The 15,547-nt window shown below is 39.8% G+C and carries 14 protein-coding genes and 2 pseudogenes; 15 read left to right on the top strand and 1 reads right to left on the bottom strand.

Annotated features, from left to right (window positions below):
• Positions 1 to 94 precede the first annotated feature (94 nt).
• Positions 95 to 799, bottom strand: coding sequence for an NUDIX hydrolase (locus tag L950_RS10305; protein WP_021188845.1), 705 nt, complete (start codon positions 797 to 799; stop codon positions 95 to 97).
• Between the two features lie 304 nt (positions 800 to 1,103).
• On the opposite strand from L950_RS10305, the gene L950_RS36415 reads away from it, so the two are divergent.
• The 15 genes and pseudogenes from L950_RS36415 to L950_RS10260 all read left to right on the top strand — a co-directional run bounded on the left by L950_RS36415 (position 1,104) and on the right by L950_RS10260 (position 15,496).
• A complete protein-coding gene (locus L950_RS36415; protein ID WP_316930600.1) occupies positions 1,104 to 1,799 on the top strand; it encodes a hypothetical protein in 696 nt (231 codons plus the stop codon).
• A gap of 5 nt (positions 1,800 to 1,804) precedes the next feature.
• On the top strand, positions 1,805 to 2,776 hold the full coding sequence (locus L950_RS36410) for an FGGY-family carbohydrate kinase (protein ID WP_316930599.1): 972 nt from the start codon (positions 1,805 to 1,807) through the stop codon (positions 2,774 to 2,776).
• Positions 2,777 to 2,847: 71 nt separating this feature from the next.
• Positions 2,848 to 3,048, top strand: coding sequence for a class II aldolase/adducin family protein (locus L950_RS35265; RefSeq protein ID WP_262507043.1), 201 nt, complete (start codon positions 2,848 to 2,850; stop codon positions 3,046 to 3,048).
• A gap of 41 nt (positions 3,049 to 3,089) precedes the next feature.
• Positions 3,090 to 3,545 (top strand): class II aldolase/adducin family protein, encoded by a 456-nt coding sequence (locus L950_RS10295; RefSeq protein WP_262507042.1) that lies wholly within the window; start codon positions 3,090 to 3,092, stop codon positions 3,543 to 3,545.
• 77 nt (positions 3,546 to 3,622) lie between these two features.
• Positions 3,623 to 4,641, top strand: a pseudogene (locus L950_RS32770) (L-arabinose isomerase); the annotation flags it as partial.
• The gene (locus L950_RS32765; protein ID WP_410528121.1) at positions 4,618 to 5,124 is read left to right on the top strand and encodes a hypothetical protein; all 507 of its coding nucleotides are present in this window, start codon (positions 4,618 to 4,620) and stop codon (positions 5,122 to 5,124) included. The pseudogene L950_RS32770 and the gene L950_RS32765, both read left to right, overlap by 24 nt.
• A 66-nt stretch (positions 5,125 to 5,190) precedes the next feature.
• Complete coding sequence (locus L950_RS10285) at positions 5,191 to 6,819, top strand: sodium:solute symporter family transporter (protein WP_021188844.1); 1,629 nt, start codon at positions 5,191 to 5,193, stop codon at positions 6,817 to 6,819.
• A gap of 108 nt (positions 6,820 to 6,927) precedes the next feature.
• On the top strand, positions 6,928 to 8,070 hold the full coding sequence (locus L950_RS10280; RefSeq protein ID WP_021188843.1) for an aldose epimerase family protein: 1,143 nt from the start codon (positions 6,928 to 6,930) through the stop codon (positions 8,068 to 8,070).
• Positions 8,071 to 8,076: 6 nt separating this feature from the next.
• Positions 8,077 to 10,038: an alpha-L-arabinofuranosidase C-terminal domain-containing protein gene (locus L950_RS10275; protein WP_021188842.1), complete on the top strand. Its 1,962-nt coding sequence runs from the start codon at positions 8,077 to 8,079 to the stop codon at positions 10,036 to 10,038.
• 713 nt (positions 10,039 to 10,751) lie between these two features.
• Positions 10,752 to 11,951, top strand: coding sequence for a hypothetical protein (locus tag L950_RS29915; RefSeq protein WP_197086366.1), 1,200 nt, complete (start codon positions 10,752 to 10,754; stop codon positions 11,949 to 11,951).
• Positions 11,936 to 12,725 (top strand): annotated as a pseudogene (locus L950_RS37250) (alpha-L-arabinofuranosidase); the annotation flags it as partial. The gene L950_RS29915 and the pseudogene L950_RS37250, both read left to right, overlap by 16 nt.
• Positions 12,717 to 13,322: an alpha-L-arabinofuranosidase C-terminal domain-containing protein gene (locus tag L950_RS37245; protein WP_410528120.1), complete on the top strand. Its 606-nt coding sequence runs from the start codon at positions 12,717 to 12,719 to the stop codon at positions 13,320 to 13,322. The pseudogene L950_RS37250 and the gene L950_RS37245, both read left to right, overlap by 9 nt.
• Positions 13,323 to 13,330: 8 nt before the next feature.
• Positions 13,331 to 13,837 carry a hypothetical protein gene (locus L950_RS29905; RefSeq protein ID WP_197086364.1) on the top strand — a complete coding sequence of 169 codons (507 nt, stop codon included), beginning with the start codon at positions 13,331 to 13,333 and terminating at the stop codon, positions 13,835 to 13,837.
• Positions 13,834 to 14,349 carry a hypothetical protein gene (locus L950_RS29900; RefSeq protein ID WP_197086363.1) on the top strand — a complete coding sequence of 172 codons (516 nt, stop codon included), beginning with the start codon at positions 13,834 to 13,836 and terminating at the stop codon, positions 14,347 to 14,349. The genes L950_RS29905 and L950_RS29900 overlap by 4 nt, the downstream gene beginning before the upstream one ends.
• Before the next feature lie 505 nt (positions 14,350 to 14,854).
• On the top strand, positions 14,855 to 15,496 hold the full coding sequence (locus L950_RS10260) for a carboxypeptidase-like regulatory domain-containing protein (protein ID WP_084825420.1): 642 nt from the start codon (positions 14,855 to 14,857) through the stop codon (positions 15,494 to 15,496).
• The last annotated feature ends 51 nt before the right edge of the window (positions 15,497 to 15,547 follow it).

Below are 15,547 nucleotides of genomic sequence, written 5' to 3'. Positions count from 1 at the left end.
ATTTATACTTAATCTTACTTTTATTATTTAAATGTTATTAATACATTTATTAATTTAAGCCAAAAAAAGGTATTCAACTGTTTAGAGCTGATCGTTAACTGTTTATTGACCAGCTTGGTAAGTAGCTTAGGAATGACATGATTTTTTCTTTGTAAATGTCCTTGTTTAATCGAAAGTAGAATGCTCCTTTCTTAGATTTTTCCTTATCTTTTTCTTTTAGTTTAATGATCAGTTCCGAAGAAAGCAGCTTACGGCTAAAATTGCGTGTATCCAATTCGGTATCGTAGACACTTTCGTAAAGTGATACAATTTGTGGAATCGTGAATTTTTCTGGTAATAGCTCAAATAGAATAGGGTAGAGTGCCGCTTTTGCTCGAAGCTCACGTTTCGCTTTCTCAATCATCTGATTGTGATCAAATATTAATTCTGGGTGATCTTTGAGCGGGAACCAACAAGCTTCAAATTCTTCACTGATGATGTGTTTATATTGATGTACATCAATTAATGCGAAATGTGCGATACTGACCACACGTCCATATTTTTCACGGTCAGGATCGCCAAAAATGCCACAGTCTTCCATATAGACTCCATCTAAACCTGTCAGTTTCTTCAGAATACGAGAAGATGCTTGTTGCGGATTTTCTTCTGGTTGAACAAATCCACCCATTAAGCTCCATTTATTGCGTTCGGGCTCAAATCCTCTTTTAATAAGTAAAATTTCTAATGATTCGCCATTAAATCCAAAAATAATACAATCCACAGCTAATAATAAGCTTGGCTCATTTTTGTAAAAATCCATAATTGAGTAATCTCGTTTATAATTAATTAAAGATACAAAATGTATCGTACCTGTTACAATCTATCTAGTATTTCATATAAAAAACCATTCTATAACGATTAACTTATATCGTATTTATATAAACGGATTAATATTTTATTTCTATACAAAACAACGAAAAATAAATTAAAATTTCATTTTTTAAAAAAATAAATGTTAATTTGACATTAATTACTCCGATTAACAACTCAGCTTGCTGGATTTAAATAGTTTGTTTTCTAAGTAAGAGATTATAAATCAATATTATAAACCAAAAACACAAATAATGAAGAAAGCTTATGTGATCGGCTTAGATTACGGTAGTGATTCCGTTCGATCGGTTTTAGTAGATGCGGATAATGGCGTAGAGATATCTAGTGCAGTTTTTTACTATCCGCGATGGAACAGCGGAGAGTTTTGTGATCCGGTGACAAGTCAATTTCGGCAGCATCCTTTAGATTATATTGAAGGATTGGAATTTACAATACTTGAATGTCTTCAAAAGTCAGGTAATGCTGAAATTGCCAAATCTGTAAAAGCAATTTCTATTGATACAACTGGTTCTACTCCTATAGCAGTTGATGAAAAGGGTATTCCTCTTGCTTTAACTGAACGTTTTGCTAATAATCCGAATGCCATGTTTGTTCTTTGGAAAGATCATACGGCCGTTAGGGAAGCTCAGGAAATTAATGATCATGCTCAAAAATATGATATCGATTATTTAAAATATGTTGGTGGAATTTATTCATCGGAGTGGTTCTGGGCAAAGCTACTGCATGTGCTTCGTGATGATCAGGAAGTGCGCAATGCACTCTATACTTGGGTCGAACATTGTGATTATATACCGTTTTTATTGACAGGAGGCAAACGTGCCCAAGACATTAAGCGTAGTGTCTGTTCAGCAGGGCATAAGTCTTTATGGGCCGCTGAGTTTGGTGGTCTTCCTCCGAATCAATTTTTGCAGAACTGGATCCGTATTTAGATGGTATGGTAGATCGTTTATTTACCGATACGCATACTGCAGCCGAATCTGCCGGAACACTTTCGGAGGAATGGGCAACCCGATTGGGTCTTTCTACTGAAGTAGTTGTTGGTGTAGGTGCTTTCGACTGTCATATGGGAGCAGTAGGCGGACAGATTGAGCCGTATTATTTAAGTAAAGTGATGGGAACGTCGACTTGTGACATGTTAGTCGCTCCGCATGATGAGGTTGGTGAAACCCTTGTAAAGGGTATATGTGGACAGGTGGCTGGATCGATTATCCCTGGCATGATTGGTATGGAAGCGGGTCAGTCGGCTTTTGGCGATGCTTATGCTTGGTTTAAGCAAGTACTATCATGGCCATTCGCTAATATAATTGCACAATCTAATGATATTTCACCAGCAGATAAAGTAAAGATCGCTAACCTAATTGATACACAATTGATTCCTGAGTTAAGTCGAAAAGCTGAAGCACTACCAGTCACAGAATCCTCAGAATTGGCAATAGATTGGTTTAATGGACGTAGGACACCAGATGCTGATCAGACTTTAAAAGGTGCGTTATTGGGTCTTCATCTAGGGACAGATGCAGTGCGAATTTTTCGATCAATCGTCGAAGCGACTTGTTTTGGTGCCAAAAGTATTGCAGATCGTTTTGTTGAGCAAGGTGTACCGGTGAAGGGATTAATCGGGTTAGGTGGCGTTGCAAAGAAATCTCCTTATATCATGCAGACGATGGCTGATGTTATGAATATGCCTATTCGTATTCATAAATCTGAACAGACTTGCGCTATGGGAGCAGCTATGTTTGCTGCTACAGCTGCTGGTATTTATGCAAAGGTTGAAGATGCAATGGAAGCTATGGGACAGGGTTTTGAAAAAACGTATGAGCCTCGTCCAGAAATGGTCGCAATCTATGCCAAAAGATATGAACATTACAAGAGTCTTGGTGCTTTTATCGTAGAAACCAAACATTAATTGTGGCGAAGTAGCGCCTTATTCGTCGCTTCTTATATATATGATTTTTTAATTTTTTGAACTATAAAATAATGATTTATACAGACATAAAAGAAGAAGCTTTTCATTGCAATATGCAATTGCCTAAATTGGGATTGGTGCTTTTTACTTTTGGAAATGTTAGCGTTGCGGATCGTGATCGTGCCGTGTTTGCAATTAAACCTAGTGGTGTACCCTATGATGAATTGACTCCAGATCATATGGTCATTGTTGATTTTGAGGGGCGTGTGTAGAGGGGAAGCTGAGACCTTCATCTGATACGCAAACTCATGCTGTGCTTTACAAACACTGGACGGAGGTAGGTGGTATTACACATACGCATTCTACTTATGCAACTGCTTGGGCACAGAGCCAACGTGATATTCCAATTTTTGGAACGACTCACGCAGATCACTTAACAACAGACATTCCGTGTGCGTCACCCATGGATGATCAAATGATAATGGGGAATTATGAATATGAAACGGGATTTCAGATTATAAATCATTTTGATGAACATAAACTCGATTATAAAGAAGTTGAAATGGTTTTAGTAGGAAATCATGCTCCATTTACATGGGGGAAAACCGGTGCTAAATCGGTATATAATAGTGCAGTTTTGGAAACGGTGGCACAAATGGCTTTGTTGACAGAACAGATTAATGCGAAAGCGCCACGCCTGAAAGATGCTTTGATCAAAAAGCATTATGAACGTAAGCATGGCGGAGCTTCGTATTATGGGCAAGAGTAAAAAGAATAAATAATCAAATATAAACGAATAAAATTGAAAGGAGATTGGACCTAAAGCCAATCAAGAAATTATAAACTATGAATATCGATTTAAATAAATTGGAAGTTTGGTTCGTTACTGGGAGCCAAGATTTATATGGTGAAGAGACCTTAAAACAGGTGGCTTTACATGCTGAAGAAGTAGCTCAATATTTTTCGGCACATAGGGAGATCCCTGTACAGGTAGTATACAAACCCATTGTCAAAAATAGTGAAGAAATATACAGTACTTTAACTGCAGCTAATGCTGCAGCAAACTGTATCGGTTTGATTACATGGATGCATACATTCTCACCTGCAAAAATGTGGATTAGAGGGTTGCAGGCTTTACAGAAACCATTACTTCACCTGCATACGCAATATAACCGTGATATTCCTTGGAGTACGATGGATATGGATTTTATGAATCTAAACCAAAGTGCACATGGCGATCGTGAGTTTGGTCATATTGTGACCCGATTGAATATCGGTAGAAAAGTAGTTACTGGTCACTGGAAAGATGAGGAGGTAATTGAACGCATAAATGTGTGGGTACGTGCAGCTGCTGCTTGGCATGATTGGCAGGGGGCGAAATTTGTCCGTTTTGGTGATAACATGCGTTATGTTGCGGTTACTGATGGGGATAAAGTGTCGGCTGAGACGCAATTTGGATTTTCAGTGAATACCTACGCCGTTGGCGATCTTGTCGCGGTAGTAGATGCGGTTACGGAATCGGAAATTGATACTTTACTGCAGGAGTACGAGGCCACTTATGATCTCGCAGCTAATGTAGTAGCAGGAGGAGAGCAACGCCAAGTTTGGTAGAGGCAGCCCGTATTGAGCTTGGATTGAGGAAGTTTTTAGAATCTGGCAATTATAAAGGATTTACCGATACTTTTGAAGATCTTCACGGTCTTGTACAACTGCCTGGATTAGCCGTACAGCGATTGATGGCTGAAGGATATGGATTTGCCGGAGAAGGTGATTGGAAAACACCCGCATTGGTGCGTGCATGTAAAGTAATGGGTGCTGGTTTGCCGGGTACTACAGCTTTTATGGAAGACTACACATATCATTTTGATCCTGAGAATGAAATGGTACTCGGTTCGCATATGCTTGAGGTGGATCCAGCTTTAGCAGCTGATAAGCCTCGAATAGAAGTACATCCGTTGGGAATTGGCGGTAAGGCTGATCCTGCGCGTTTGGTGTTTGATGGCTTAAGTGGTCCTGCTTTGAATGCCTCACTGATTGATTTAGGAACTCGTTTTCGCTTGATCGTCAATAAAGTGATCGGTGTCGATGTGAAAGAGGAGTTGCCTAAATTGCCGGTGGCACGGGTTCTATGGAAACCCCTTCCGGATATGAAAACTGCTTGTAGTGCCTGGATCTATGCTGGTGGGGCTCATCATACTGCTTATAGTTTGAGTTTAAAACCTGAATATCTGGAAGATTTTGCCCGTATTGCTGGACTGGAGTATGTCGCTATTGATGAAAACACGACGTTAACGCATCTGGAAAACCAGTTGAAGTGGAATGAACTCTATTTTTTAATGAAGAAATAAACGGAATGGTCCTGCGCCTTTCTTAATAAAAGGAGTAGGACTTCATCATAAGCAAATCGCAATACTATGGATAAATTTGCAACAGTAGATTACATTATTTTTGTCGTCTACTTTATTATTGTAGCCGGATATGGCTTCTGGATATACAGTAGAAAAACAGCAGCCAACAATAGTAGTAAAGACTATTTCTTGGCAGAGGGTTCATTGACCTGGTGGGCTATTGGAGCCTCATTGATTGCTTCCAATATATCTGCCGAACAATTTATTGGTATGAGTGGAAATGGTTTTGAAGTCGGTATTGCCGTTGCGGCTTACGAACTCATTGCAGCTGTGGCTTTAATTATTGTAGCCGTGTGGTTTATACCGGTTTATCTTAAGAATAAGATCTTTACAATGCCTCAGTTTTTAAACAATCGGTATAATGAAACGACCAGTCTGATCATGGCAGTTTTTTGGCTTTTCTTATATGTGTTTGTCAACCTAACGTCGATCTTATACCTGGGCGCAATCGCTATATCGAGTATGGCTGGTGGAGGAGATAGTTTTCACTTGATTATGGTGGCCTTAGCTGTTTTTGCCGTCATTATTACCTTAGGAGGTATGCGGGTCATCGGTTTTACCGATGTGATCCAAGTGGTGGTTTTGATTATCGGAGGTATCGCTACGACTTACGTTGCATTAACCTTGGTAAGTGAGCACTTCGGCCTTGGTAAGGATGTCTTGGCAGGTTTTAATAAACTCATGGAAGATTCACCTAAGCATTTTGAAATGATCGTGGATAAACCCGGAGTTGGGGCTACACAAGAAGAGATTAACAAATACCTCATGTTGCCAGGGATAGGGATGTACCTAGCTGGTATCTGGATTGTGAACTTGAACTATTGGGGTTGTAACCAATACATCACACAACGTGCTTTGGGAGCTGATCTAAAAACTGCCCGTATGGGTATTTTATTTGCCGGGCTTTTGAAGTTATTGATGCCACTTATCGTCATGCTACCTGGAATTGCCGCGTATGTGCTTTATAAAAATGGTGCATTGCAAGAGGAGATGGCACCAGGAGGGGTATTTCATGCTGACAATGCGTATTCCGCTATTCTAGGTCATTTACCAAATGGTATGAAAGGTTTAGCACTTGCGGCACTAACGGCTGCTATCGTTGCCGGTTTAGCGGGTAAAGCAAATAGTATTGCTACTATTTATACGTTGGATATCTATAAAAAATACATCAATGCCGGAGCATCTGAATCGAAGATGGTGTGGGTAGGTAAAATTACAATTGTCGTTTCTATTCTTGTAGCTGTATTGTTTACTTGGAATGATACCTTAGGCATTGGAGGTGCCGGTGGATTTACCTTTATTCAAAAATATACGGGCTTTATTAGTCCAGGTGTGTTTGCTATGTTTTTATTGGGAATGTTCTGGAAACGTACCACTGGTCCTGCTGCAATCACGGGATTGGTTTCGGGATTTGGTTTATCGATCTTTTTCAATGAATTTGCGACAAAAGTATTTGGTCCTGAAACTTGGCTGTATACAGCCTACATCAATAAAAGTGGTCATTACGAAATTCCATTTCAAATCTGTATGGGACTAGCTTTTGCTTTTACGTTAGCCTTGATGATCGGTGTTAGCTTATTTGGTCCAAAAGAGAATCCAAAGGCATTTGTACTGGACAAAAAATGTTCAAAGTAGAGCCATCGATTTTGGTATTGATTGTGGTAACACTCTTATTAGTAACAGCTATATATGTGCGTTTTTGGTAGATGTAATAATGATTAATCAATTGTAAATCATAACAATATGAATAGTAAAATTATAAATGGTATTTTGTTGACGTCCGCATTGGCATGTGGTTGCCAACAGACCTCGAATAAACAGCATACGACTGAAAAAACAGATTCCGTGGATACGTCTTTTGATTCGGTTATCGATAGTAAAGATGTCAAATTGTATACATTAACGAATGGCAAGCTTAAAGCTGCGCTGACAAATTATGGTGCAAGGTTAGTGAACTTACAGGTTCCGGATAAAGCCGGCAACTTGACAGATGTGATCCTTGGTTATGACAGTGCTGCGGAGTATAAAGCTAATGCGAGTAATTTTTATGGGGCTATCGTAGGTCGTTATGGAAATAGAATCGGGGATGCAACTTTCACTTTGCAGGGAGTTAAATACGAACTGGAGAAGAATGATGGAAAAAACTCCCTGCATGGGGGTACTCATGGTGTTTATAATCAGGTATGGGATGTCGCGAACAGTTCGGATTCATCCATTACCTTCACTTATCTTTCTCCTGATGGAGAGGCAGGTTATCCTGGTGAAGTGAAAATGCAAGTAACCTATACCTTAAGTCATACCGGTGGCTTGGTCATGGATTATCAAGCAAATACGGATAAAGAGACGGTACTAAACCTAACGAACCATGCTTATTTCAACCTAAATGGTGCAGGATCTGCAACGATACTGGATCATGAGCTCCAAATCGATGCTGCAGCTATTACGGAAGTGGATGATACCTTGATACCGACTGGAAAGAGTATTCAAGTCGCGGGAACACCATTTGACTTCCGTAAAGGATTTGTCATCGGCGATCGTATTGAAACAGATAATGCTCAGTTGAAGATCGGAAAAGGGTATGATCATAACTTTGAATTGTCTCAAGCGGCTGGTTTTAGAAAGGTTGCTTCTGTGTATGCGCCGAAAACGGGAATAGAAATGCAGGTATTGACTACAGAACCGGGTTTACAGTTTTATAGTGGCAATTTCATGAAGGACACTGATCCTAAAGGAAAAGGTGGTTTGGCATATCCGTTCCGTTCTGCATTTTGTTTAGAAACACAGCATTATCCCGATGCTCCTAATCATCCTGCTTTTGCTTCGACAGTATTGAAACCAGAGCAGACTTATAGCACGAAATCGGAATATAGATTTACGATAAAATAAAATAGGATGAAAAAAATTGAGCTATTACTAGCAGCTTTAATGGCTGGTTCTACACCTTTGTTTGCACAGAGTCCTGTCAATCTTAAAGTAGACCTTGATCAGCCTGCCGGAAAGATGTCACCAGATATGTGGGGTGTTTTCTTTGAAGATATTAACATGGGTGCCGATGGTGGGATATACGCCGAATTGATTAAAAATCGTTCATTCGAATTTAATGAACCTTGGATGGGTTGGAAAAAACTGACCAAAGAACCTGAGGGAGCGTTTCTGATTTTAAACAACAGCAAACGAAAAGGTAATCCCCGTTCATTGAAGATCCATAACCCAAAGGGTGTGCAACTAGGAATACAAAATGAAGGGTTCCGTGGTATGGGAATTAAGAAAGGGGAGCAGTATGAGTTTTCGTTACTCTTTAAACAAGCAACTGCCGGAATGCGTATTCGTGTTGAGTTGCTGGATGATCAGGATAAAGTGGTCGGAAATAGTAGTTTAATATTGTCTAGTGGAAGTGATTGGAAAAGTAGTTCTGCGAAGTTTACGGCTTCAGAGACTGTTGCTAAAGGCAAGTTAAATGTCTGGATCGAAGGAGCTGGAGATGCAGAACTTGATATGATTTCTCTTTTCCCGACGGAGACTTGGAAAAATAGACCTAAAGGTTTGCGGAAAGATATGGTACAGATGCTGGCCGATATGAAGCCTGGATTTATTCGTTTTCCCGGTGGTTGTATTGTGGAAGGTAGGGATTTAGCGAGCCGTTTTCAATGGAAAAAGACGGTCGGCCCGATCGAGGAACGCGAATTGATTATCAACCGTTGGAATACTGAGTTTAAGCACAGACCAGCTCCAGATTATTTTCAAACTTTTGGTTTGGGTTTTTACGAATATTTCTTAATGGCTGAAGATATTGGAGCTAAGGCGGTACCGATCTTAAATTGCGGGATGGCCTGTCAGTTTAATACGGCAGAGCTTGTTCCGATGGATGAGTTGGACACCTATGTACAGGATGCATTGGATCTGATTGAGTTTGCCAATGGGGCAGTTACAACGACCTGGGGTAAACTTCGTTCGGACATGGGGCATCCGGCTCCTTTCAACCTTGAAATGCTTGGTGTAGGAAATGAAAATTGGGGACCTCAGTATATAGAGCGTTTAGCTGCATTCAAAAAGGTTTTAAACGAGAAGCATCCTGAAATAGCCATTATTGCTAGTTCCGGTACAGATCCCGATGGCGAGCGTTTTGCTTATTTGGATGAGCAGCTACGGGATATGAAGATTGATATTATTGATGAGCACTATTATAGACCACCAACGTGGTTTTTATCCAGTGTCTCCCGTTATGATGATTATGACCGTAACGGCCCGAAAGTGTTTGCTGGAGAATATGCTTCGCACACCACCCGACCTAATGGCCCTGGCCGTAGTACTTGGGAAGCGGCGCTTTCAGAGGCAGCTTTCTTGACCGGACTGGAACGAAATGCAGATGTCGTGCAAATGGCATCGTACGCGCCATTATTTGGTCATGTCGATGGTTGGCAATGGACCCCAGACTTGATTTGGGTCGATAATCTACATGCATACGGTACGCCAAGTTATCAGGTACAGAAATTGTACTCGACCAATAAGGGGACTGATATTATCCCCGTTAAATGGAATGGCGATGCGGTGGCAGGGAAGGATAGTTTGTTTGCATCTTCTGTATATGATAGTGCAAAGAAGGAGTTGATCATCAAATTTGTTAATTATAATAGTAAACCGGTACAGGTTAATTTTGATATCAATTCGAAGAAAAAAATGAAACAGGCAGCTGTAAAAACGACCTTGGCAAATGCGGACTTGAGTATTTCGACAAGTTTTGAAGAACCGTTGAAAATACAGCCCAAAGTGGAGCAGGTCAGCTATAAAGGGAAAAAGATAGTGGATACGTTTGCACCATACTCTTTGACCGTCATTAAGTTGGCTGTTCAATAAAATAAGTTTTTTACAATGATACGGTCATGGGTCGCACGTAGATGCAAATCACCATGAACTAAACGAAGCTTTGTCTTAGACAACGCAGTTATATGATTAACTCCTGAAGCCTTCACCTAGGCGTCAGGTTATAAATATACTCGTGATCGTATCATTGTCTTTACCCTGTCGTGTCTGCAAATATGTGATCAGCATGATGCTGGCATTTGTGGGGTGGGATATGATGTGAAGTTCTACTTGGTGCCATTTGGAAAAATAAGTACATCACGGTCTTTAAAACTCAGGTGACACAGTCCATCTTGGTTGTGTTGGTACTGTGGGGCAGATGCAGTTGTAAATCGGAATCGATGCGATCTCGTAAAGATGATACATTGTGATGGTCTTTAAACCGAAAGGTGAAGCAGGCATATGGTTGTGTTGGCGCTTTTAGACTGATGTATACAGTTATTTACGTCGTGTCATTTCAACGTGTTCACTGCAACAATAAGACCTTAAAAGCTGAGGTAAAACAGTCAATCTTGATAGGGTGTGAACTGTTGGACCGATGTTACTTAAAATTCTATTTGGTGCCATCTAGGACTCTCCATGTCATGATAAAAAGAAAGGGTATATAAACACCAGTATTTATAATTCATATCGCTACCATTGGCAAGCTATAGCCAATAATGAAGTTATGAACTTGAACATAAATAACTACTACTAATTTTATTCTGATGAAAAAACAGCTTATTTATATATGCTTATTGTTATTCTTTGTCGTAAAACATGCAGCATTATATGCCAATGAGCCGGATTCGGCTTATATATTTGCCTATAGTTCGGGAAAGAATGATCACCACAACGGGCTACATTTTGCATGGAGCTTGGACAAGAAAAAATGGACCACCATTGGTGCAGAAGCTAGTTTCTTACGATCTGACTACGGTCAATGGGGATCGCAGAAGAAGATGATTGATCCTTTCCTGTTTTTATCACCGACAGGAATCTGGCATTGTGTATGGAGTTTGAATCAAGAAGATGGTGCTTTTGCACATAGTGCATCGCGCGATTTGATCCAATGGGAAAGTCAGTCTTACCCTTTGGTATTTGCCGGAGGCAACTGCCTTAGTCCTGTTATTGATTACAATAAGACAACGGGTACTTACCAAGTGATTTGGAAGACGGATCGGAGCGCTAAAGGATACTACGCTGTAGAAACGAAGGATTTTAAAATGTTTTCTACCGCAAAAAAAGCTACTGTTGTGCATAATACAAAAGTAGCGATCCGTCTCTCTGATGGTAACTATACGGGAACAGTTCATAAAGTCGCGTGGCAAATCCTAGAGAATCTGTTAAAGAAACAGCAGTTGGATGCTTATAAGGGAAAGTTGAATAGTGAACGGATGGTCGATGATGTGCAACGCTTTGCTTCACTTACTCCCCTGAAAGGAAATCTAAAATTAGATGAACATATTCCAGCGCGTAAGATCAGTGATCTACTTATCGGAGCATTTTTTGAAGATATCAATTATGCCGCTGATGGTGGATTGTATGCCGAATTAATACAGAATAGGGGATTTGAATATACGCCTATGGATCGAAAAGAATGGCATAGTTTAACTGCTTGGCGCACCACGAATAGGGAAACTGTTATTACGATTGATACGCTATCTCCGATTCATGAAAATAACCGGCATTATGTGACTTTGCAGGGTAAACCTGGAGCAGGAATCGTCAATGAAGGGTTTGGCGGTATTTCCATTAAGAAAGACGAGCAGTATAATTTTTCAATATATGCCCGAGGGAAATCAGGACAGTTGGGCCACTTGCAGGTTCGCTTAATCGATGGGCATGGTAATACTATTGGAGAAAAAAAAACGAAGAAGTTATCAAAAAATGGGAACAGTACAAATTGGATATGGTTGGAAATGTGACCATTTCGGATGCTCGATTGGAGATTACTTATTCCAACGATGGAGCCGTCGATATGGACATGGTTTCGTTATTTCCTAAAAATACTTTCCGAAATAGAGCGAACGGTTTAAGAGCAGATCTCGCTACGACTATTGCTGACATGAAACCTCGGTTTGTGCGTTTCCCTGGCGGCTGTGTAGCTCATGGAGATGGTATCGATAATATCTATCATTGGAAAAATACGATAGGACCTGTGGAGCAACGAAAACCACAGCGTAATCTCTGGGGGTATCATCAATCATTTGGCTTAGGCTATTTTGAATATTTCCAGTTTTGTGAAGATATGGGTGCAGAACCTGTACGTGGTGGCTGCAGGTGTACCTTGCCAAAATTCGGGACATCATGGTCACGAACTGGGCGGGCAGCAGTGCGGTATTCCTATGGAGGACATGGGCGATTATATTCAGGATGTTTTGGATCTCATTGAATATGCGAATGGTGATCGTAAGACATTTTGGGGAAAGAAACGTGCTGAAGCGGGTCATCCAGCTCCCTTTAACTTGAAATATATTGGCATTGGTAACGAAGATTTGATTACCGATCTGTTTAAAGAGCGCTTTACCCTGATTTATCAAGCCGTAAAAGAGAAATATCCTGATATTGAAGTCATTGGTACAGCAGGTCCATTTTATGAAGGATCAGACTATGTGGAAGGCTGGGATTTGGCAACTAAATTAAATGTTCCTTTGATCGATGAGCATTATTACAATCCACCGGGCTGGTTTATTCATAATCAGGAGTTTTACGACCGTTATGACCGCAAGAAAGCTAAAGTATATCTTGGTGAATATGCTGCACATGTTCCCAATCGTGCTAGTACGATTGAAACAGCATTGGCAGAGGCATTACACCTGTGCAATGTCGAAAGAAATGCCGATGTAGTCACCATGACTTCATATGCACCTCTGTTGGCCAAAGAAGGTAATACGCAATGGTCTCCAGATTTGATCTACTTTAATAATACGACAGTGAAACCTACTGTGGGTTACTACATCCAGCAGGCATTTGGACAGCATGCAGGCGATACGTATCTCTTTAGTGAATTGCAGTTGTCAAATCACGATGAAGCAGTGAACAAACGTGTTGGAAAATCAATTGTGCGCGATGCTAAATCGGGTGATATCATCGTCAAATTAGTGAATTTGTTACCTGTTGAAATTGACCTTGATCTTTCGACTATGGGTGTTGCAAATCAACAAGTGAATGCAACTGTTATTTCAGGAAAACCCACAGATCAGACAGCTAAACCTGTTGCAGCAATACTTCAATTAGACAGGTGCAAATTGTCTCCTTATTCGTTCACCGTTTTTCGCATTCCTGTCACAAAATAGTAAGCACTATGAAAAAGATACAATTTATGATCAGGTGGTCATTGCTGATGTTATTGATACAGTATGGAGGACTTGCATTTGGACAAAGTAAAAAAGCTTTAAAAATTGCTCCAGTAGCCTATCTGTTTGCTTATTTTTCTGACAACAGCCCAGAGGGCGAACAGGTTCGTTATGCAATAAGTAAAGATGGTATAGATTTTCAGCCTTTGAATGGAGGGAAACCGGTCATTGCATCGGACAGCATTGCCTTAAAAAAAAGTATTCGGGATCCGCATATTATGCGTGCTGAAGATGGAAAATCGTTCTATATGGTTTTAACGGATATGCGTTCAAGCGAAGGTTGGCAGAGTAATGATGGTATCATCTTGATGAAAAGTACCGATCTTATCCATTGGGAACATCAGGCGATTGATTTTCCAACACGTTTTCCTAATTTAAAAGGATTTGATCAGGAAAATTTACATGCCGTCTGGGCGCCACAAACGATTTGGGATGCAGTCGAGAAAAATACATGATCTACTATTCGATAGGTAGACATGACTGGGAGTATGCAGTAGGGGATAAAAAACAGCCCTATTTTAAAATCTTCTACTCCTATGCAAATGTCGATTTTACGGATATCAGTACACCAGAGCTGTTATTTGATTTTGGCACAGCAGCCATTGATGGTGATATCGTATATGATAAAAAGATGCAGGAATATGTGTTGTTTTTTAAAGATGAGGGCTTATCAACAGTCAATAATGGTTTTCGTACAAGAAGTGGAGTAATGCGGGCAACAAGTAAAAATATAACTGGACCATATGACACCGAATATCGTCATCTCAATGTGGATCAAAAGAAACCTGTTGAAGGTTCTAGTGTATTTAAATTGATTCATTCAGATGAATACATTTTGATGTATGACTGTTATACAGAAGGCTATTATCAGTTTTGCAAAAGTTCGGACCTTACTCATTTCAACTTTATAAAAAATACCCCGGTGGGTGGAGCATTTACACCAAGCATGGTTCTGTCATGCCGATAACTGCTAAAGAACTGTCCATGCTGATTAAAAAATATGGAATGCCTACGGGCTTTTAAGATTGGATTGCATAACAGTTCTCCTTCAAATAAAGTTCCAATATAGATGATCATAGGAAGGGGTCGTCATCTATATTGCTGTTAATTAGTATCTTAAGTGTTACTTGTTGAGTGTAATTGCTTAGGTAGATACAAATTATATGAATTTTAAAAATAAATGTTTGTTTTACATTTATTTTTTTATATTTGTTTTACAATTATAACCAACACATTTTTTAAACCCTCAATAAAAGACTATGAATTCGTAATGCTATGCTTGATTTTTTATCAAGGATAAATTTGTCACTTTTTTTTAAGTGTGTTTTTAACATTTAATAAATAACTTTTTATGTATCCATTCTTAAACATGCTGACTTGCGGTATACTTGTCGCTTTATTTACGACAAGAACTTATTTAAAATTGGCAAGATCGTAGGAAAACAAAATCAGTTATTGAAAACGAATAAATTATGAAAAAATTAAAGATTCTTTACTTATATGTTTTTATGAGTTTAATATCCATAATGACATATGCACAAACCAAAATCACGGGGCAGGTAATTAACAAGGACAAGGAGCCGATTATAGGTGCCAGTGTCCTTGTTGAAGGAATGCCCAATTTAATAACCAGTACAGACAATACTGGTCGATTCCAACTGTATGATGGAAAAGGCTATTTAGTGATCACTTATGTTGGATATAAAACACAACGTATTGCGATTGGCAACCAGACTAACTTTTCGGTTGTGTTAGAAACGAGTGATCAATCTTTGGACGAAGTTGTGGTCGTGGGTTACGGTACGCAATCCAAACGGAATATCTCTGGCGCTGTGAGTAATATCAAGTCAGATGATATTGTACGTACTTCTTCTACGACCGCTGCAGGAGCTTTGGCAGGTAAAGTACAAGGTATCTCCGTGCGTGGAAAAGATGCCCGTCCTGGAAGAGGGGCAGCAATTGAGATTCGTAACATGGGGAATCCGCTTTATGTGATCGATGGTATTTCCTATGGCGGTCAAACAGGAACGGATTGGGTTGGAACACAAAACGGTTCTGGAGCAGATATGTTCAATGCCTTAAATTTGGAAGATATCGAAGTATATCGATCTTGAAGGATGCTGCTGCTGCAATTTATGGATTTAGAGCAGCGGGTGGTGTTGTTT

The organism is Sphingobacterium sp. IITKGP-BTPF85 (genome assembly GCF_001006065.1).
GTDB lineage: Bacteria > Bacteroidota > Bacteroidia > Sphingobacteriales > Sphingobacteriaceae > Sphingobacterium > Sphingobacterium anhuiense.
The sequence above is the reverse complement of the archived record's forward strand: the minus strand, read 5'-3'. Positions and strand labels throughout refer to the sequence as shown.

Bases quoted from the DNA above. Each gene is read 5' to 3' on its own strand.
- L950_RS10305 (WP_021188845.1), bottom strand. From the start codon at position 799: ATGGATTTTTACAAAAATGAGCCAAGCTTATTATTAGCTGTGGATTGT.
- L950_RS36415 (WP_316930600.1), top strand. From the start codon at position 1,104: ATGAAGAAAGCTTATGTGATCGGCTTAGATTACGGTAGTGATTCCGTT.
- L950_RS36410 (WP_316930599.1), top strand. From the start codon at position 1,805: ATGGTAGATCGTTTATTTACCGATACGCATACTGCAGCCGAATCTGCC.
- L950_RS35265 (WP_262507043.1), top strand. From the start codon at position 2,848: ATGATTTATACAGACATAAAAGAAGAAGCTTTTCATTGCAATATGCAA.
- L950_RS32765 (WP_410528121.1), top strand. From the start codon at position 4,618: ATGGAAGACTACACATATCATTTTGATCCTGAGAATGAAATGGTACTC.
- L950_RS10285 (WP_021188844.1), top strand. From the start codon at position 5,191: ATGGATAAATTTGCAACAGTAGATTACATTATTTTTGTCGTCTACTTT.
- L950_RS10280 (WP_021188843.1), top strand. From the start codon at position 6,928: ATGAATAGTAAAATTATAAATGGTATTTTGTTGACGTCCGCATTGGCA.
- L950_RS10275 (WP_021188842.1), top strand. From the start codon at position 8,077: ATGAAAAAAATTGAGCTATTACTAGCAGCTTTAATGGCTGGTTCTACA.
- L950_RS29915 (WP_197086366.1), top strand. From the start codon at position 10,752: ATGAAAAAACAGCTTATTTATATATGCTTATTGTTATTCTTTGTCGTA.
- L950_RS29905 (WP_197086364.1), top strand. From the start codon at position 13,331: ATGAAAAAGATACAATTTATGATCAGGTGGTCATTGCTGATGTTATTG.
- L950_RS29900 (WP_197086363.1), top strand. From the start codon at position 13,834: ATGATCTACTATTCGATAGGTAGACATGACTGGGAGTATGCAGTAGGG.
- L950_RS10260 (WP_084825420.1), top strand. From the start codon at position 14,855: ATGAAAAAATTAAAGATTCTTTACTTATATGTTTTTATGAGTTTAATA.